Annotated in this window: 9 protein-coding genes; 5 read left to right on the top strand and 4 right to left on the bottom strand. The window is 59.9% G+C overall.

All coding sequences use genetic code 11. From position 1 onward, the window contains the following. Positions 1 to 35: 35 nt before the first annotated feature. Entirely contained in the window at positions 36 to 2,162 is a 2,127-nt protein-coding gene (gene recQ, locus ACP7E4_RS04230) for a DNA helicase RecQ (protein WP_331149482.1), read from the bottom strand. A gap of 176 nt (positions 2,163 to 2,338) precedes the next feature. Between recQ and ACP7E4_RS04225 the strand changes: the two genes are divergently transcribed. Next, positions 2,339 to 2,926, top strand: a complete 588-nt coding sequence (locus ACP7E4_RS04225; protein WP_020290419.1) for a YecA family protein — start codon at positions 2,339 to 2,341, stop codon at positions 2,924 to 2,926. Positions 2,927 to 2,936: 10 nt separating this feature from the next. Then, positions 2,937 to 3,332: a YbaN family protein gene (locus tag ACP7E4_RS04220; protein ID WP_426111602.1), complete on the top strand. Its 396-nt coding sequence runs from the start codon at positions 2,937 to 2,939 to the stop codon at positions 3,330 to 3,332. Positions 3,333 to 3,578: 246 nt separating this feature from the next. Here the strand turns inward: ACP7E4_RS04220 and ACP7E4_RS04215 are convergent, their stop codons facing one another. Next, positions 3,579 to 7,172, bottom strand: a complete 3,594-nt coding sequence (locus ACP7E4_RS04215; protein ID WP_426111604.1) for a retention module-containing protein — start codon at positions 7,170 to 7,172, stop codon at positions 3,579 to 3,581. A gap of 418 nt (positions 7,173 to 7,590) precedes the next feature. Here ACP7E4_RS04215 and ACP7E4_RS04210 point away from each other — a divergent pair, with 418 nt between their 5' ends. From ACP7E4_RS04210 to ACP7E4_RS04200, 3 genes are read left to right on the top strand one after another with little or no spacing between them, the layout of a single operon-like run. Continuing rightward, complete coding sequence (locus ACP7E4_RS04210) at positions 7,591 to 8,946, top strand: TolC family outer membrane protein (RefSeq protein ID WP_426111606.1); 1,356 nt, start codon at positions 7,591 to 7,593, stop codon at positions 8,944 to 8,946. A 24-nt stretch (positions 8,947 to 8,970) separates the two neighbouring features. After that, positions 8,971 to 11,127 (top strand): type I secretion system permease/ATPase, encoded by a 2,157-nt coding sequence (locus tag ACP7E4_RS04205; protein WP_426111608.1) that lies wholly within the window; start codon positions 8,971 to 8,973, stop codon positions 11,125 to 11,127. 12 nt (positions 11,128 to 11,139) lie between these two features. Then, positions 11,140 to 12,489, top strand: coding sequence for an HlyD family type I secretion periplasmic adaptor subunit (locus ACP7E4_RS04200; protein ID WP_426111610.1), 1,350 nt, complete (start codon positions 11,140 to 11,142; stop codon positions 12,487 to 12,489). Positions 12,490 to 12,651: 162 nt separating this feature from the next. On the opposite strand, the gene pap is transcribed toward ACP7E4_RS04200, so the two are convergent. Next, positions 12,652 to 14,148 carry a polyphosphate:AMP phosphotransferase gene (gene pap, locus ACP7E4_RS04195; protein WP_426111612.1) on the bottom strand — a complete coding sequence of 499 codons (1,497 nt, stop codon included), beginning with the start codon at positions 14,146 to 14,148 and terminating at the stop codon, positions 12,652 to 12,654. A gap of 133 nt (positions 14,149 to 14,281) precedes the next feature. Continuing rightward, positions 14,282 to 19,030: an NEL-type E3 ubiquitin ligase domain-containing protein gene (locus ACP7E4_RS04190; protein ID WP_426111614.1), complete on the bottom strand. Its 4,749-nt coding sequence runs from the start codon at positions 19,028 to 19,030 to the stop codon at positions 14,282 to 14,284. Positions 19,031 to 19,117 lie beyond the last annotated feature (87 nt).

The following is a 19,117-nucleotide window of genomic DNA, read 5'->3' as shown; positions in this document are numbered from 1 at the left end:
TCGCAGCACTGCCAGCGTCTGGGCTGCAGCCAATGTCAGACTTCGAATTCGGACTGCAATGCAGCGCGCACGCAATACAGCACACCTTCGGGCACGCGCCCGCTGAATTGCTCGGCAATGGCCGCTACAGGCGGCAGTTCGCCTTCACCATCAAGGAACGCGTCCTGAACTTCGCCCAGCAGGTCTTCCGGCAGATCAAGAGCCTGTTCAAGCGACAACTGCTGCTTGCCAATTGCCTCAGCGAGCATGGTGTAGACGTTTTTCTCCGAACATTGCAGCTGACCGGCAATCTGCATCGGGGTCATCCCGGCGCGAGCCAGACTGATCAGTTCATGGCGCACATCGGCAACCACTTTCGGCGTCTCGGCGGTGCCGCTCAGTACCTCAAGGAACGCCTGACCATAACGCTCCAGCTTGCGTGCACCAACGCCGCTGACCTGCGCCATGTCCGACAAGGTGTCGGGTTTGCTGCGCAGCATTTCCAGCAAAGTGGAGTCCGGGAAAATCACATAAGGCGGCACGCCATGCTCTTCGGCCAGCTTGCGACGCAGGGCACGCAAGGCTTCCCATTGTTCGCGTTCTTCGCCACGCACCAGTTGGCTGGCCGGGCTGGAACCGCCTTTGGCGGTGGTTTGCGGTTTCAGGTCGCGACGCAATTCCAGACTGACTTCGCCGCGCAATAAAGGCCGACACGTATCACTCAAGCGCAAGCCGCCGTAGCCTTCCAGATCGATATCAGCCAGCCCGCGCGCGACCAATTGCCGGAACAACGAACGCCACTCGCCTTCGGAGCGGTCCTTGCCGACACCAAACACGGCCAGGTGCTGATGGCCGAAGCTCTGCACCTTGTCGTTGGATTTGCCCAGCAAAACGTCGACCAGATGACCGACGCCATAGCGCTGCCCGGTGCGATAAATCGCGGAAAGCGCCTGTCGTGCAGGCTCGGTGGCATCCCAGGTTTGCACGCCATCGACGCAGTTGTCGCAATGCCCGCAAGGTTCGGGCATGTCTTCGTCGAAGTAGGCCAGCAGTGTCTGACGGCGGCAGCGGGTTTCTTCGCACAAGGCCAGCATCGCATCGAGCTTGTGTTGCTCCAGACGCTTGTGCCGTTCATCGCCTTCGGAGTTCTGCAACATCTGCTTGAGCATCACCACGTCTTGCAGGCCGTAGGTCATCCAGGCATCGGCTGGCAAACCGTCACGGCCTGCGCGCCCGGTTTCCTGATAGTAGGCCTCCAGCGACTTGGGCAGATCCATATGCGCGACGAAGCGCACGTTGGGTTTGTCGATGCCCATGCCGAAGGCGATGGTCGCAACCATGATCAAGCCTTCCTCATTAAGGAAGCGCTTCTGGTTGGCGGACCGGGTTTCCGCTGGCAGGCCGGCGTGGTACGGCAGCGCCGGATACTTGTTGTCGCAGAGAAACGCGGCAACTTCGTCGACTTTCTTGCGCGACAGGCAATAGACGATGCCTGCATCGCTGCGCCGCTCGGAGAGGAACGCCAGCAACTGTTTGCGTTGCTGCTCCTTGGGCACGATGCGATAAAAAATATTCGGCCGGTCGAAACTGGACAGAAAGCGCTCGGCGTTCTGCAAATGCAGGCGCGTGACGATCTCTTCACGGGTCCGTTTGTCGGCAGTGGCGGTCAGGGCGATGCGCGGCACGTCGGGAAACAACTCGGCCAACTGGCCCAGTTTCAGGTATTCCGGACGGAAGTCATGGCCCCATTGGGATACGCAGTGGGCTTCATCGATGGCGAACAGACCGATTTGCAGGTTTTGCAAAAACGCCAGCATGCGCGGCTGGACCAGACGTTCCGGGGCCAGATAGAGCATTTTGACCTCGCCCAGACGAATCCGGTTGGCCAGGTCACGTTGCTGTTCGGCGCTGAGCGTGGAATTCAACGCTGCGGCGGAAACGCCCAATTCCTCAAGCGTCGCGACCTGATCGTCCATCAAGGCGATCAACGGCGAAACCACGACCGTCAGGCCGTCGCGCAACAGACCCGGAACCTGGAAACACAAGGACTTGCCGCCGCCGGTGGGCATCAGCACCAAGGCGTCGCCGCCATTGGCCACGCGTTCAATAATGGCACCCTGGCGACCACGAAAGCTGTCATAGCCGAAGATGTCTTTAAGTACGCGTTGTGCCTGTTCGAGCATAAAAACCCCAGATTGTCCTGCTGCACTGCAAAGCGCGGCAGTATACCCGACCGCTCAAAGGCAAAGGACAGCGGCGACACGAGCGGTCGAAATTAACCTCAAACCGCCTCGCCGCTGGCGCCCACGGCTCTCAGAGCCTAGAATTCAGCATCGTTTATTTCCAAGGTAGTCTTTCAATGTCCTTCGCTGAGCAACTAAACCGCCTGCAAGCCTTCCTCGATGCCGATGAGCTGCATGACGAGGCGCTGGACTACGTGGCCGCTCACGGCTACATGACCGCCCTGTCCATCTGTGCCGAAACCGTTCCTGAGCGTGAATGGATTGATGCATTGTTCTCCGAGCCGCCGCATTACGAAAGTGATGCCCAGCGCGAAGAAATCGAAGCCACGTTGATCCAGTTGCAAGCGCACATCGCTCGCCAGCTGGCGTCCGACGAGGAATTCGAGCTGCCATGCGATCTCGATCTGGGCGACGAGCCTGACGATTCCGATCTGCGCGGCTGGTGCATCGGCTTCATGGAAGGCGTGTTCCTGCGTGAAAACGCTTGGTTCGAAAGCGCCGAAGAAGAAGTCAGCGAAATGCTCCTGCCGATCATGGTCGGTTCGGGCCTGTTCGACGAGCAGCCGGAATTCGCGGACATCGCCCAGGATGCCAATCTGATGGACGACATGATCGTGCAGATCCCGGAAGCCCTGACCGCGCTGTACCTGCTGTGCCAGGCTCCGGACGAGAAACCGGCGATCCTCAAGCCTCGCCACCACTGAGTCAGCGCCTATGGCGCAAGATTCACCCCGCACGAGTCGCAACCGGCTCGTGCGGTATGCCCTTCAAGCCATTGGCTGGGTGAGCGTGACGCTGGGTGTGATCGGCATATTCCTGCCCATCCTGCCCACCACGCCATTTCTGCTGCTGGCCGCCGCCTGCTTCGCCCGCAGCTCGCCGCGCTTTTATCACTGGCTGGTCAATCACAAACGACTCGGTCCGTGGATCCGCGATTATCTCGAAGGCAACGGCATCCCGCTCAGGGGCAAGGTCTACGCCATCGGCCTGATGTGGATCAGCATCGGTTTTTCCTGCTACCTGATCGCCCTGCCCTGGGCACGCGGCTTCATGCTGACCAGCGCGGTGCTGGTGACGATTTATATCGTGCGGCAGAGAACCCGGAAATAAACCTGCGCAGGCCTTTAGCGGATTCTTTGAAATCTGTTGGAGATTCTATGTCTGGGGGCAACCGCCAGGCGCCGCAGAAGTTTTGTCTGAACCGACGCCTTCCCGGCTAAAGCCGGTCCCACTGTGGGACCGGCTTTAGCCGGGAAGACGGCATTCCAGTAGACGCGAATGCATCGGCTGTACGTCCAGATCCGTTGGAGGCTTGCCCGCGAATGGGCTTGTCGGCCGACTGCGGTGGCGCACGCTTCAGACCGTATCGGTCTTCATCGAATGATCCCCCAGCATGCCGGTAATGATCGACGCGGTATCTGCGCCGCCAGCGACCATGCCGCCGGAGCCGGGAGTTACGCCGTAGTGAGTTGCCAGATCGACGCCCGCCAGATCAATGGTCTGGGTGGGAGCCGCGCCAGCGGTGGCGCTTACTTCGATGCTCGATACCAGATCCGCCCCGCTGCCGGTGACTTTGAAATGCAGATAGTCTTCCAGTGAATCCCCGGTAGCGTTGATGCCCTGCAGCAATTGCGAGAGGTCCAGGGTATCGGCGCCGATGGAGAAATCCGTGACCTGATCATGGCCGCTATCGCCCGCCAGCCATTGAAACGTGTCGTTACCCAAGCCGCCGGTCAGCGTGTCGTCACCGGCAGCGCCGTTTAGCACGTCGTTACCCTGCCCGCCGTTGATCACGTTGGCTTCCCAGTCGCCGGTCAAATGATCGTCGTAGTTCGATCCGATGAGGTTCTGGATGTTGATCAACGTGTCGGTGCCCCCGCCGCCCGTGTCCTGCGGTTCTGTCGAGGCGCTGGTGACAGTGACGCCGGCAGTCGCCAAGGCATAGCTGGCCGTGTTGTTGCCCGCGCCGCCATCCAGCACGTCATTGCCGGGTCCGCTGAACAGCACGTCATTACCATTATCGCCGTACAGGTCGTTATTCCCGGCGCCGCCATAGAGCACATCGTTACCATCGCCGCCCGACACGCTGTCATCGCCCGCGCCGCCAATCAGTACGTCATCACCCTGAGTTCCCTGCAGGATGCAGCCTTCCTGATAATCGATGCTCACGGCCGCCGAATCGCTGCCGCCGTGAGCATCGTTGACGGTGTAAAGGCTTTCATACGTGGGCGTGGTATCCACTGCGCTGTAGTCAATGGACAGGTTCAGCGTGTAGTGCTCGCCGGTATCGCTGACACCGGGATCGGGCTGATTGACCAGCAGGATGCGGTAAACGCCGTCTTCAGTGGCCGTGAAAGTCCCATCGGCATTCAGCGACTGAAACGCTCCCTGGTCCAGCTGCCAGAGCACGCCAATCGAATCGTTGGCGTTATGCACATCAACCAATACCGATTCACCGGCCTTAAGCTCGACGCTGTACTGATCGTGAGCATTGGCCGGAGCACCGCTGAAGGCGCCGAGATATCCGGTCAGGACCACCATGGCGGTAATCGCGCTGTTGCTGAAGAAATCGCTGCGTTCCAGGGTTTTCAGCTGATTGCTGACCTTGTCGCGGGTGCCATCGAAATCGATGGTCTTCAGGTGACTGGCAGAGAAGTCTTCGCCGCGCACCTGCCAGCCGGTGTTGAACACCGTCGGCGCGGCACTCAACGAATCGCCGTTGGCCGAGACGTCATTGACCAGCAGCAGCGCCGCTGGCACCTCGATGTTTGATGACAGCACGTTGGTGATAACGTGGTCGGCCACCGCCGTCGGGCCTTGATCCGCAACAGGGCTGCCCGGAACATGAATCAGCAGATTGGCACCGGACAGGTCGCCGTCGTTATCGCTGATGACGTAGCTGATCTGTTCCGTCAGCGCCGCGCCGCCCACCTCGCTCGCCGGGGTGTAAGTGAAGGCGCCGCTGAGCACATTGACCACCAGCGTGCCGCCATGATCGCTGACAACGGTAAGGTTGCCGGTCGTGGCGTTGAAACTGCCGTGATCCGCCCCTTGTGCAGTGACAGCGCCGGTTTTCGGGTCGTAGGAATAGACCGTCTGATCCACCGTGATCGACTGGATAAAGCCACCGTCAGCGCCGAATGTTCCGCCGCTCAGCAGGCTGCCGCTGGTGCCACCTTGCACAGTACCCGTGAGCACGGCGCTCAACTGGCCGAGATCGGTGACGATGACCGCGCTGCCGGTGCCCTGGGTGTTATGCGCGACAGGGTCAAGGTAAGTGCTGCTGACATCTTTACCCAGACCGATGGCGTAGGCATCGATGCCATGGCTGTCGAGAAAACTCACCCACGCGTCATGTTCGCCGGGATCGATGCCGTCGCCCTGTTGCGGATCGGGCTGTGGATTGGGGTTGGAATGGCTTGGCGACAAGGTTGGATTGCCGTCCGAGAAAAAGTAGGCAAGGTTCTGCGCTCCAGCCAGACTGCCCTCGGCAACAAAGGCGGCTTGCGCCCCCGCCAGCGCCGCATCGTAGTTGGTACCATTACCGGCATCCAATGCGTTGACCAGGCTCTTTGCCGTGGCGACATCAACCCAGACATCACTCAACACCCCGGCCTGACTGTTGAACGAGACGATCTGCACTTTCACATCGCCCATGGCGGCGTAGTTATCCAGCAGCTCACTGATGGCCTGCTTGGCCAACTCCAGGCGTGACAAGCCATCCACGCCGGACGGGTCTTTCATGCTCTCGGAATTGTCGATTATCAGCAGCAGATTGGTGCAGACCGGCTCGGTGGTCACCGCAACCTCGATGTTCGCAGCCTGCGGCAGGTCATCGACGATGGTGATGTCCAGCGTGCTGGTCGCCGAGTCGTTATCAAGGTCGGTGGCAATCACGCTGATCTGCTCGCCGGTCGTATTGGCGCCCTCGCCGTCCGCATGCGCTGTCGAGCCGTTCAAGGTGTAGCTGTAGCGCACCTCGCCCGTGTCGGGGTCATAACCGGTAACGCTGAAGGTGTTGCCCAGTCCCGTCGTGATGGGTTGCGAAAAGTCGGCGATCACACCACCGCTGACCACAACAATGCCGCCCACGGTCAGGTTCTGTAGACCATCCACGGCCGTCACCTTGAAACTGCCGGTCTGCGTCAATGCATCGCCATCACTGGCCGAACCTGATGGCAGATTCGCTTCGTTGAGGGTCAATGCGCCGCCAGACAGCTCTACGCCGTGGTTGGCTGGCGGTTCTACCGGAGGCTCGACCGGTGGTTCAACGGGCGGGGTAACCGGCGGCTCGGTTGGCGGTTCAACCGGTGGCTCGGTCGGGGGCGTCACCACGGGTGGCTCGATGGGTGGTTCTAGCGGCGGTTGCTCAGGAGGTTGCACAGGCGGCTCGATGACCGGCGGCAGGATGACCGGCGGCGCATCGGGCGAAGCATTGCGAAAGCCGTCGATCCGCCCTTCGGGAAATTCGGGCACATCGCTGAATCCGGCTGTCGGGAAGCCGATCACCGGGGTCACCACGCCAGCGGTTTCGGTCAACAGCACAATCGAATGACCGCCACCCAATGCGCTGGGGGCACCGCCGGGATTGTCGGGACCGGTCGCCGGCGCGTCGCTGACCTGCGTCGGGTCGGCCCCGGCGGCAATGGCCTGCTGCAACTGCTGGACTTCAGTGAGCTGGGCGATGGTCGGCGTGATCGGGTCCGCTGTGTCGACATGGGTGGCGTGATTGGCAAGGATTTGCGCCGTGAGCGGCAGCTGACTGTCGCGCCCGAGCGTCAGCTCGCCACCGGCTGCCAGATGCACCGCCACTGCGCCATTGGCGCCGGTCTGCAGTTGTTCTCCCGCAAACAGCCTATCGCCTTCTTGCAAGGCGCGGCGCGTACCGTCCCCCGCGACTGCAAAAACTTCCCCTACCACTTGTCGCACCGTACCGATGAGCCTGGCCATATTCCCTCCATTAATCACAACAATCAGGTTCGCAAACCTTACAAATTCGCTTGAAACTGCATCTGGTGCGTTACGGCACAGCGCAAAATTCCTGATATCGACAAAATAATGACACTTCGAAAAACGCCATATTTGCCTTAAAAATCAGCCAATTCGGACCAGTCAAAATATCGCCATTACGCCAGATTTATGAATTTATGACGCTTAAGCACCTGTATTTATTCAGTCAATCCAACCAACAATCGCTGTTCTCTGAAAAAACGCATAAGTTTTTTTTGGCATAAGGCTTATGAAAAAAACGTCTTGGCAACGCCCAAAGTTGTTCTTAGCTGTGATGTTACAAACCTGATACGGTTTCCATCGCAGTAAACGCCATTTTTATGGCGAATTGAACATTACTACTTAGGGAGAAGTACTCATGCGCGATTTGACCCCGCTCTACAGTGCAGTCGTGTTGGCGGTGGCCTGTGCCCAAGCGCAAGCCATGTCCTTGACCGATGCGATTCAAAGCACCATCGACAATCACCCGGAAATCCACGCCAGCAAGAACAATCGACTGTCCGCCGACGAGGATGTGAACGTCGCCAAGGGCGGGTACTTGCCCACCGTGGATTTGATCGCCGCTTATGGCCGGCAGCGCGTCGACAGCCCGACGACTCGTGCGCTCTACGGCCACGACGACAACTCCCTGAACTACACCCAGTCGGAGCTGCGCCTGCGCCAGTTGTTGTTCGACGGTTTCAACACCCCCAACGAAGTCGGGCGTACCAAAGCGGTGGTCAACTCCCGCGCCTATTACGTGCAAGGCACTTCGGAAAGCCTCGCCTTGCGCGCTATCGAGGTGTACCTGGAAGTCCTCAAGCGCCGGGAGCTGCTGACCCTGGCCAAGAACAACCTGCAAGCCCACTTGCGCATCAACGATCAGATCGGCTTGCGCAGCGAGCGCGGCGTCGGCAGCACCGCCGACCGCGACCAGTCCCGAGCCCGTCGGGCACTGGCCGAGAACAATTTCTATACCGCGCAAGTCGACCTCGCCGACGCCGAAGCGAACTTCTTCAGTGCCGTGGGACGCCTGCCGGACGAGCTGGAATCGCCGCCGTCGATCAAGGGTGAAGTGCCGCTGAGCCTGAGCGATGCGCAGAAAAGCATGCTGGTCAACAACCCGTACCTGAAGTCGGCCCAGGCCGATGTGCAGGCGGCAGAAAAGCAGTATGAGATCGCCAAGTCGCCGTTCTACCCGCGCTTCGACGCCGAACTGGCAGTCGGCGCCAACGACAATCTGCAGGGCGAGGAAGGCCACGACAACGAATGGCGCGCCGCCGTGGTGATGAATTACAACCTGTTCAACGGCAACCGCGACAAGGCGCGCATGCGTTCGGATTCCTACAAGACCGGCCAGGCCATGGATATCCGCAACAACGCTCTGCGCATGCTCAACGAAAACATGTCCCTGGCCTGGAACGCCATGAACAACGCCCGCCGCCAAACCCCGGTAGCGCGTGAATACGCCGAAACCACCACTCGGGTGCGCGCCGCGTATCAGGATCAGTTCGGCCTCGGCCAGCGCACATTGCTTGACCTGCTGGACAGCGAAAACGAGCTGTACAACGCCAGCCGTCGTTACACCGAAGTGCGCTACACCGAAGAGTTCGCCATGTACCGGGTGCTGGCCACCGAAGGTGAACTGCTACGCAAACAGCGAGTGGTGTTGCCCGCCGAAGCGCTGGCGCTGACGGAAGTCAAAAGCGAAGCCCGCCTGCCCGAACTGAAATAGTGCATCCGCCCAGGGAGTACGCCCGTGACAAGCATGGAATTGCCTCAACCCCTCGACCCTCGTTCAAGCTTTGACGACCCATTGCTCGACGGCTTGCTGATCCTTTGCAAGCTGCACGACCGCACGGCCAGCCGCTCCAGCCTCAGCGCCGGCCTGCCGCTGGCGCAACAGCGTCTGAGCGCGGATCTACTCCCCCGCGCCGCGGCCCGCGCCGGCTTGCAGGCACGCTGGTTGAGGCGCGAGCTGAACGCCATCGACCCCTTGAGCCTGCCGGTCCTGTTGTTGCTCGAAGGGCAAAGCTGCGCGGTATTGCGCGGCTGGGGCGAAGACGGTCGGGCGTTGATCCTGCCTTGCGAGAGCGACGGCGGTGAACAATGGGTCACGCGTGACGAACTGAGTCAACGCTACAGCGGCCAAGCGTTGTTCGCCCGCCCGCGCCATGAGCTGGAAGACCTGCGCGCGCCGCTGGTGCCAAGGGTCAAAGCGTGGTTTCGCGACACGCTGAAGCTGTCGCGCTGGCTGTACAGCGACGCCGTTCTCGCCAGCCTGTTGATCAACGTGCTGGGCTTGATGGTGCCGCTGTTCGTCATGCAAACCTACGACCGCGTGGTGCCCAATCAGGCGTTGTCGACGCTGTGGGTGCTGGCCATCGGTTTGCTGATCGGCACACTGTTCGAGCTGGCGTTGCGCTTGATTCGCGCCCATTTGCTGGATCAGGCGGGTCGCAAAACCGACGTGATCCTGTCCGCGACGCTGTTCGAACGCATCACCGGCATGGCCATGAAGGCGCGCCCCGCCACCGTCGGCGGCTTCGCCCAGAGCATTCACGACTTTCAGGGCCTGCGGGAATTTCTCACCGCCGTCACCTTGACCAGCATGATCGACCTGCCTTTCGCCGCCTTGATGCTGGTAGTGATCGGCCTGCTGGGCGGCTGGCTGGTGGTGATTCCGCTGCTGGCTTTTCCATTGACGATTCTGTTCGCCTGGCTGATCCAGGTTCGCCTGCGCGACACCGTGCAAAAAAGCCTGAGCCTGGGTGCCGAACGCCAGGCCCTGCTGATTGAAACCCTCGGTGGCCTGGAAACCCTCAAGGCCTGCGGCGCCGAAAGCCAGCGCCAGCATCAGTGGGAAACCACCCACGGCGCCCTGACCCAACTGGACAGCCACGCACGCAATCTCGCGGCGCTGGCCAGCAATGGCACGCTGTTCGTGCAGCAGTTTTCCGGCATGGCAACCATCGTCGCCGGGGTGTACAGCATCGTCGCCGGCAATCTCAGCGTTGGTGCGCTGGTCGCGACTTATATGCTCGGCAGCCGGGTCCTGGCGCCGCTGGGGCAGATCGCCGGGTTGATCACACGCTACCAGCAAGCGCAACTGACCATGAAAAGCACCGACGCGTTGATGTCCCTGCCCCAGGAGCGTGACACCGCCCAGCGATCCCTTGAGCGCACGCCGCTGCTAGGTGCCATCAGTTTCAGCCAGGTGAGTTTTCGCTATGGCAAGCCAGGCCCGGAAGCGCTGTCAGGCATCAGCTTCAAGGTTCGGCCGGGCGAGCGGATCGGCATTATTGGTCGCAGCGGTTCGGGAAAAAGCACCCTGGCGCGCCTGATGATGGGTTTCTATGAGCCCGAAGAAGGCCAGCTGTTACTCGACAATCTGGACCTGCGGCAGCTGGACATCGCTGACCTGCGCCAACAGATCGGCTATGTCGCCCACGACCTGCCGCTGCTGGCCGGTAGCCTGCGCGACAACCTGACATTGGGCGCGCGCTACATCAGTGATTCGCGAATGCTGGAAGTCGCACGCATTACCGGCGTCGATGAACTGGCCCTGCGTCACCCGCAAGGTTTCGACCGGCCGGTGGGCGAGCGCGGCCAGCTGCTTTCCGGTGGTCAGCGCCAGGCCGTTCTGCTGGCCAGGGCATTGTTGCTGGACCCGCCGATCATGCTGCTGGACGAACCCACCAGCCACATGGACAACGGCAGCGAAGACGTTCTGCGCCAGCACTTGTATGAACTGATGCCTGGCAAGACCCTGCTATTGGTCACTCATCGAATGTCGATGCTGACCCTGGTCGACCGGCTGGTGGTAATGGACAGCGGCAGGATCGTCGCCGATGGCCCCAAGGACGCGGTCATTGAAGCATTGCGCAAAGGCCAGATCGGCTCAGCCTCGGTTTAAGGAGCAACACTTATGGCAACCACTCAAACTCCGCGTTATTTCAACCCGCGCCTGCGCGACGACCTTGAATTCATCCCTTACCGGGCCGGCGCCTTGAACCATGACGCGTCCCGAACTTCGCGGGTGACCGTGTGGGTCATTGGCGCCCTGATCGTCACCGCGCTGGTCTGGGCCAAATTCGCCGTCCTCGAAGAAGTGACCATGGGCGAAGGCAAGGCGATTCCGTCGAGCAAGGTTCAGGTTATCCAGAATCTGGAAGGCGGCATCGTCACCGAGATATTTGTCCGCGAAGGGCAGATGGTCAACAAGGGCGAAACCCTGCTGCGCCTGGATGACACGCGCTTTCGCTCGAACAAGGGTGAAAGCGAAGTGGACCGCTACACCTTGACCGCCCAGGTTGAACGCCTGTCCGCCGAGGCGGAGGGTCGTCCCTTCAAGCTCTCTGATGAAGTGATCGCCAAGGCACCGCAAGTCGCGGCGGACGAATTGGCGCTGTATCAATCCCGGCAACGGCGTCTGGCCAGTGAGCAACGCACGCTCACCGAACAGCTGCGGCAGAAAACCCAGGAGCTGGCGGAATTTCGCTCCAAGCAGGATCAATACCGCAACAGCCTCGGCCTGGTTCAGCAGGAGCTGAACATGTCCGCCCCGCTGGTGGGCTCTGGCGCGGTTTCGCCTGTGGAAATCCTGCGCCTGAAACGCAGCGCCGTGGAAATCCGCGGCTCCATGAACGCCACGACCTTGGCGATCCCACGCGCAGAATCGGCGATCAACGAGATCAGGAGCAAGGTTCAGGAATCCGAATTCGCTTTCCGTTCGGACGCCTCGAAGGAGCTCAATGAAAAGCGCTCGGACCTGTCCAAGATCAGCGCCAACAGCATCGCCATCGACGACCGCGTGACGCGTACCACGGTGGTTTCGCCGGTGCGCGGCATCGTCAAGATGCTCAAGGTCAACACCATCGGCGGCGTCGTCCAGCCGGGCAGCGATCTGCTGGAAATCGTGCCACTGGAGGACAACCTGCTGATTGAAGCCAAAGTCCGTCCGCAGGACGTGGCCTTCCTGCACCCCGGCCAGAAAGCCATGGTCAAGTTCAGCGCCTACGACTACACCATTTATGGCGGCCTGCCGGCCAAGCTGGAACTCATCGGCGCCGACACCACTACCGACGACAAGGGCAACAGCTTCTACCTGATCCAGGTGCGCACTGATCGCAATCACTTGGGCAACGACGCCAAACCCCTGCTGATCATCCCCGGCATGATCGCCACCGTGGACATCATTACTGGCGAAAAAAGCGTGATGGATTACCTGCTCAAACCGGTGCTGAAAGCCAGGACCGAGGCGCTGCGGGAGCGGTGAATCACCACGAGATATCTGGTCTCATCGAGGACAAGTCCTCTCCCACAGGTTCTACACCGTCCTTGCTCTCCCACAGGTTCTACACCGTCGTTGTGGGAGAGGACTTGTCCTCGAAAGACTTTCAGGTGCCGCGGATTTGCTGGCTGATCTACACCTTCCCGGTTACTTCTTCTTGTCCCGCGCAAACGCCGCTTCCAGTGCTTCGTTCAAGGTGCGCAAAACCTTGACCCGCGCCCAGCGTTTATCGTTGGCTTCGATCAAGGTCCACGGCGCGATTTCGGTGCTGGTGCGGTCGACCATGTCGCAGACCGCGTCGCGGTATTGCGGCCATTTCTTGCGATTGCGCCAGTCGTCATCGGTGATTTTGTAGCGCTTGAACGGGATTTTCTCCCTGGCCTGGAAACGTTCAAGCTGGGTTTTCTCGTCAATGGCCAGCCAGAATTTGACCACCACGATTCCGGACTCGGTGAGCTGTTCCTCGAAGTCGTTGATCTCCCCGTAAGCCCGCAGCCAGTCCGCCTCGCTGCAAAACCCTTCGACCCGCTCGACCAACACCCGGCCATACCAGGAGCGGTCAAAAACGGTGAACTTGCCTTTGGCTGGAATCTGCCGCCAGAAGCGCCATAGATAAGGCTGCGCCAGTTCGTCCTGGCTCGGCGCGGCGATGGGCACGATGTTGTACTGGCGCGGATCAAGCGCCGCCGCGACCCGGCGAATCGCCCCGCCTTTGCCCGCCGCATCGTTGCCCTCGAACACCGCCACCAGCGCATGCTTGCGCATCCGTTTGTCACGGATGTTGCCGGACAGACGCGCCTGCTCGGTGATCAACTGCTCTTCGTAATCGTCCTTGCTCAGGTTCAGGGTCATGTCGAGGCTGCTCAACAAGGTGACTTCACCATGGCTTGCAGGTATCGGTGCCACCGTCACCAAGGTTGACTCGGAATTTGGCGTTTTCAATGCCGCCTGCAAGCCTTCAAGCAACAAGCGCCCGACAGTCAGGCTGCGGTAATAAGGGTCGACGCCCTCGATCACATGCCAAGGCGCGTAGTCGCGGCTGGTGCGACGCAACACCCGCTCGCCGAAGCGCACGAATTTGTCGTAGGTTTTGGACTGCTGCCAGTCCAGCGGGCTGATGCGCCAGCTGTGCAGCGGATCGTCCTTGAGTTGTTTAAGGCGCGATTTCATCTGTTTCTTGGACAGGTGAAACCAGAACTTGAAGATCACCGCGCCTTCATCGCAGAGCATTTTTTCCAGACGTTCGGAGCCGTTGATTGCCTGATCGAGCACAGCGTCCTTGAACAGCCCGTGCACGCGCCCCTGCAGCATCTGGCTATACCAGTTGCCGAAGAAAATCCCCATTCGACCCTTGGCGGGCAGCTGCCGCCAATACCGCCATGCCGTGGGATGCGCCAGTTCTTCATCGGTTTGCTGATCGAATGTACGCACCTCAATAAATCGCGGGTCCATCCATTCATTCAACAGTTTGACCGTTTCGCCCTTGCCCGCGCCCTCAATGCCATTGATCAGCACGATAATCTGGCGACCTGCCTGCTCGTGGAGTTCAAACTGAGCGTCCAGCAACGCCTCGCGCAAGGCGGGTACTTCGGCGTCGTAGGTTTCTTTGGCGATGACGTGACCAATTTCAGCGGATTCGAACATGAGCGCCTCTCTTCAGATGTCTGCGGCTAATGTAGACCAGCTTGATGCGCCGGCGATCCTCGTGGATCAATTAAAAGGCCCGCGAGTTTTAATCGCGGGCCTCTGACCGGGCAAAAGATGGCAATCCCGGCGTTTACCAGTTCTGACGCAGGTTGTTGGTCAACTGCTCCAGCAAGGCCTTTTCCGCAGCGGCCAGCCGGGCGATCAATGCCCGGCCCTGACGGTCGAATTCATCGTGATCCACAGGCGGGTTGGCGTTCAGCTCGGCAAAGTCCCTGGTGGCCGCCGCCAGCGCCGCTCGGTCATTCGCCGCATGTGCCGCATTCAGACGCTCGTAAATGGTGCCATGGCGACGAAGGTTTTCCGCCATATCGACCGGCGGGTGCTCCAACAGTGCTTCCTGCTCCGCCCGAATGGGTGCCGTAACGCGTTGCAGATCAGCTTGATACTCAACACGCAGGCGCTCGGTCCAGCGTCGATCCGCCAGGGCGTAGTCGAGAAACTCTGGCCCGGCTTCGCGCTGCCTGATCACACGCCCGGCATCGAGAATGTTCCGGTGTTCCACGGCAGCGACTCGATCCCAGACCATGCTGACCGGTTGCCCCGGCAGGTTCAGTTCGGTAGCCAGACCAATGCGGTAGGCCATGCGCACTTCGGCTGGGTCGACACGCACCCCACGCGCTTCTCGAGTGGCAATTTCGACATCGGCAATAACCTGAACTTCATTCAGGCGAAACAGGCTGCGAATCACGCCGAACAATACTTCGGTCTGCTGCGCTTCAGGCACGTCCCGCAATGCAGCCTCGGCATACACCGCAACCTGAATATCGCTGAAGATCAACCGCGCTCCGTCCTGACAAGTCTGGTCAGCGCCAAACAGGCGATCATTGGCCATGATTTCCAGCTCGGCGCGCAGCTGACTATTTTCCGCTGCGGCTTCAAGCACGCGCATGACATCACTGGCCAGCTCCTCATGAACCCGAGTGAAATCACGGCTTTCCCTTAATCTTTGCAGCAATATCAGCAAATTCGGTGCGTCACCTGCCTGCTCAACAACGTTCCAGGCGACACAAATTCTGGAATTGAGTTCAGTGCGCCCTTCCACGATCCAGATGCTCACGGTAGCCGTCGGTGCTGACTGAGGCTGGTCAAAGGAGTGGTTGTGCCCGACGTTGTCACCGTCCGACGAATAGCCGTCGTAGTCGGCTTCGGAGGTCGTCGGCGAGCGCGCCCGGTCACGAATGCTCGCGGGGAAATCGTATTCCAGTTCATACATATTGCTGTCGCGCTGGTTCAGCCAGCATTCGAGCAGTTCATCGTGATCGAACGGGTTTTCACTGCCGTAAACCGTCATCTGAAACAGCGGCCCCTGCTCGTTATCGATCAGAAACCGAGGCAAATGCACAATCTGGTTACCGCTGACATCCAGCACATTCAACAAAAGATCGTGAGTCCAGTCCGGCCACTCGGTCAATTGCATGTTCGCCATGTACAGCCGGGTGACATGCAGGCGGCTGGTGTCCGTCAAGTCGCCCAGCGTATTGCCTGACACGTCCAGCATTTCGAGGTCAGGCAGACTCATGAACAAGTCCATGGCCGCTTGATCGATGGTCAGCCCCGTATCCTCGAAGGACAGGTCAGTCAATCTGGATAATACGCCGAGCCCTTGGGGTACGCGGTTGAGCCCGCTTCCGAGGATTTCCAGCCGCGTCAGCCGGAGAAAACGCTGCAGAAACCGGTTCATCTGTTCTTCCGTCGTGGTGATGCTGTCGAGCGTGATTCTTCTGATTGTGCCCAGATACTCGGACAGCTCCGGCAGGTCTTCCAACAGCGAGAAATCAACTGACTCCAGCACCAGACCGCGTGAACTGAGAGGCGAGTACATCTGACTGGAACGCCAGCCATGGCTGATGGCCTCGGCAATGGAGCGGCGCGCGGCCGTCTGCGTTGCACCGCCGACCTCGACCCAGCCTTCCAGCACGGATCGGAGCACGTCAAACTCCCGCTGACTTTCCAGGGTAATGTTCAGCAAGGTTTGCACGTCATTGCCATTGTTTATCAGCCTGCGCAACACGTAGCCCTCAATATCAGCGGCCTCCGGGTATAACGTGCGCAAGGTTGCCACCAGCTCGCGTCTGGCAGCGGCCTGACCCTCGAATCGCGGAGCCTCCGGGTTGAGCTGACCCCTGCCACTCAATTTGTAGCCAATCCGCCCGTCGGCCAGTCGTCCAGGCCAGCGCACACCGGGCTTGAGCGCCCACTGGCGGAGGATTTTCGAGAGCCGAGGGCGATCCTTGAACGCTGCATCGATGATGCGATTGCGCAGCGCAGCGGCATCTGCCGAAACATCCAGAAAACCCATGGCCTGACGAGACGCCTCGGGCAACGCTTGCAAGACTGCGGAAAAGAAATTGTCCTGCTCGCCGCTGGCTTGTCCCGGTTCAGTACCCAGCCCGTCAACTGCCTGGAACGCCAGACCACGCTTGATCAGCACCCGGCGCTGCAGCGCGTCAGGTTTGCCAAGGCTCTCGATCAGCTCACCGTTCCAGGCACCATCACGAACATCGAGACGCAGATCGTTCGGCCAGCCCGGCAGATCGCCCAGCAACCCCAGGGAAACCTTGAGTGTGTCGACGTTATCCGCTTTGGACACAAGGCAAAAACCTTCCAGCACGCGATCAATGCGGATCTGCTGAACGTAACCATGGGCCTTGCCTGCAATTTCCAACGGCACGCGCCCTGTGGCGGTCATGCCAGCGATCTGTTCTGCAGAGGCGCAGGACAGCAGTTCCCGGGCGTCAGTTACCGGCAGTGCAGGAAAGTCGCGTTTGATCAGGTTGACCAGCGGGTCGTTGCTCACGTCCCGGCCCTCATACAGCCGGTCAAAAAGCCACGCAGAGCGCCCCTCGGCAATGCGGGCAATGTGCGCCGCAAGAGTCTCCGGCGTACGGGACGTCGAACGAGCAAAGACGCGGTTTTGCCCACCCTCGCCCAACCCTTCGATGACCGCTTGCAGAAGCTGGCCGTCGGCGATTTGCGTTTGCCTCACCAGCAACGGTTCAAGGCTCGGCACACGGTTGGGATGAGCCTGCGGTAGGGCGCTGGAACCGTATTCGGCGATTTTCAGCCCTTGAGTGTCAAGCACATGAATCGGCCGCCCGACAGGCCAGCCCGGCAATGTAACCAATAGCTCCATTTGCAACTGCGCGTCGGCCGAGGTGTAAGCGGCGACATCATTGATCTGCTGGCGGAACCTGTGGATTTCCTGGTCCAGCGCTACACGTTGCAGAACATCGGCCGCGCCCGGCAGCGGTGTGTCGGGCAGATGAGAATCGTGGGTGAAGGGCGTCGGATCCGGGGACGCCAAGCGTATCTCGCCACCTGGCAGCCTGGTCGGGACCAGTTTGTCGATAAAGGACGAACGTTTGAGGGGCGGCATCTCTGGCGCTTGTCCTGCCTTGACCAGCGCACCGAACGCGGCCATGAACGCGAGGTTTTCCGCGACGCTGCCCAGATGTTCCAGAGCCTCATCCATGTCGGAGTGGCTCCAGGCGTCGATACCCTGGAAAGTCTCTGTCAGCAATTGCGCACCGGCCACGACCATCATCGCCTCGCCCAGCAACGGCACAAACAGCGCGGCAAGGTTCACCGCGTTCAGGCCCAGGGAAAAGTATCCGGACAATCGAGCTCGACGCGACGCTTCATCTTCGTCGCCGGTTGGCACTGCCAGCACACGGGCATCGTCCTTGATGCGCAGCATTGTCTGGAAATAGAAATGGCCGAACAGGTCGTAGGGCATTTCATCGAGCTCAATATTCAGATCGAAATCAGCGTCGACTTCGCGAATATGGATCAAACGCGGAATAATAGTAGTGTCATCAGGATCCAAGCGCAGTCGGCCAGGCGCGACGCGATCCGCCACCTTGCTATAGAAAGCCGCTTTGCTGCGTTGCGCGATAAAACGGTTCATGAATCCCTTGCAATACGTCGGCGTGAACCTGTGGTTCAACAGCCTCTTGAGCTGTGCGAAGGAGTCGAACTCTTTCATGCCCTGCACCGGCTCACCGGGGACGTAGATGACGCAAGTTTCTTCACTTTTGATTCTGAAAACCAAAATGTCGCGCACGCTGAAGCCGCAGATTTTCAGGCAGCCGTAATCCAGTGCGCTGCTTCTGGCGCGCTCGGGAAGAGCCAGCAGGTGGGTGTAAAACGTTTCGGAAATATCCTTGCGCATATAGGCAATGTGCGCCTGAACCTGCAACGCGTTGAGCTCCTTGCGGCCGCACAGATCGGCGACCTGTGCAGCAGTCTCGGCTGGATCGCCGCTAAATGAGCCGACCACACTGTCCAGATGCAGCTGGTATTTACCGCCCAGATCCAGTTCGCGGCAGACCCGCATGAATCGGCCCGGATCGATATTCATAGGATGACGCGGGTACTCGTCATAACTGCCATAGCGCTGGTCGGTGACATGCCTGATGTCGACGATCCGCACGCGTCCCGACTTGTGCGGTGCATCGACCTCTTCCTGATGGAAGTTTTGCAACGCGGCATGCAGCAGCGTTTGCAGGCAAACCTCAGGAGGCGCGAGCTGCAACTGACCAAAAGCACCGCGCTGGTAAATATCTTTGAAGACGTAGGTGTTGTCGACGTCCAGGCCTGGGCCGAACTCATCGTCCAGTGCCTTGATCAGCAGCGGCCGGGCAAACTCGTCCAGTGGTTGGATATCCGCCAGGGTTTGGTCCCATTGCTGGCGCAGCTGTTGGCCACTGACCATGTCGCGATTCAAGGTTTGCCGGGTTGCCGCAGTCGCTTCTACGTACCACGCGGGCAGCGTATCGCTGATCAATTGATGATGGGGCTGGGCGATAGTCGAGGTCATGCTCAATGTCCTTATCGAGAAGAAAAGAAGCGAGAGCTGACCAGCTATTGCTCCGTGCCAAGGTATAAATAATTAATAGCCGTTAAG

This window comes from Pseudomonas sp. DSP3-2-3, from assembly GCF_049898225.1.
Classification (GTDB): Bacteria; Pseudomonadota; Gammaproteobacteria; order Pseudomonadales; family Pseudomonadaceae; genus Aquipseudomonas.
Note: the sequence above shows the minus strand (reverse complement) of the source record. Positions and strands in the feature narration are given on the sequence as shown.

What these genes read in the sequence shown, in the direction of transcription:
- recQ (WP_331149482.1), bottom strand. Translation starts at nt 2,162, where the DNA reads ATGCTCGAACAGGCACAACGCGTACTTAAAGACATCTTCGGCTATGAC.
- ACP7E4_RS04225 (WP_020290419.1), top strand. Translation starts at nt 2,339, where the DNA reads ATGTCCTTCGCTGAGCAACTAAACCGCCTGCAAGCCTTCCTCGATGCC.
- ACP7E4_RS04220 (WP_426111602.1), top strand. Translation starts at nt 2,937, where the DNA reads ATGGCGCAAGATTCACCCCGCACGAGTCGCAACCGGCTCGTGCGGTAT.
- ACP7E4_RS04215 (WP_426111604.1), bottom strand. Translation starts at nt 7,172, where the DNA reads ATGGCCAGGCTCATCGGTACGGTGCGACAAGTGGTAGGGGAAGTTTTT.
- ACP7E4_RS04210 (WP_426111606.1), top strand. Translation starts at nt 7,591, where the DNA reads ATGCGCGATTTGACCCCGCTCTACAGTGCAGTCGTGTTGGCGGTGGCC.
- ACP7E4_RS04200 (WP_426111610.1), top strand. Translation starts at nt 11,140, where the DNA reads ATGGCAACCACTCAAACTCCGCGTTATTTCAACCCGCGCCTGCGCGAC.
- pap (WP_426111612.1), bottom strand. Translation starts at nt 14,148, where the DNA reads ATGTTCGAATCCGCTGAAATTGGTCACGTCATCGCCAAAGAAACCTAC.
- ACP7E4_RS04190 (WP_426111614.1), bottom strand. Translation starts at nt 19,030, where the DNA reads ATGACCTCGACTATCGCCCAGCCCCATCATCAATTGATCAGCGATACG.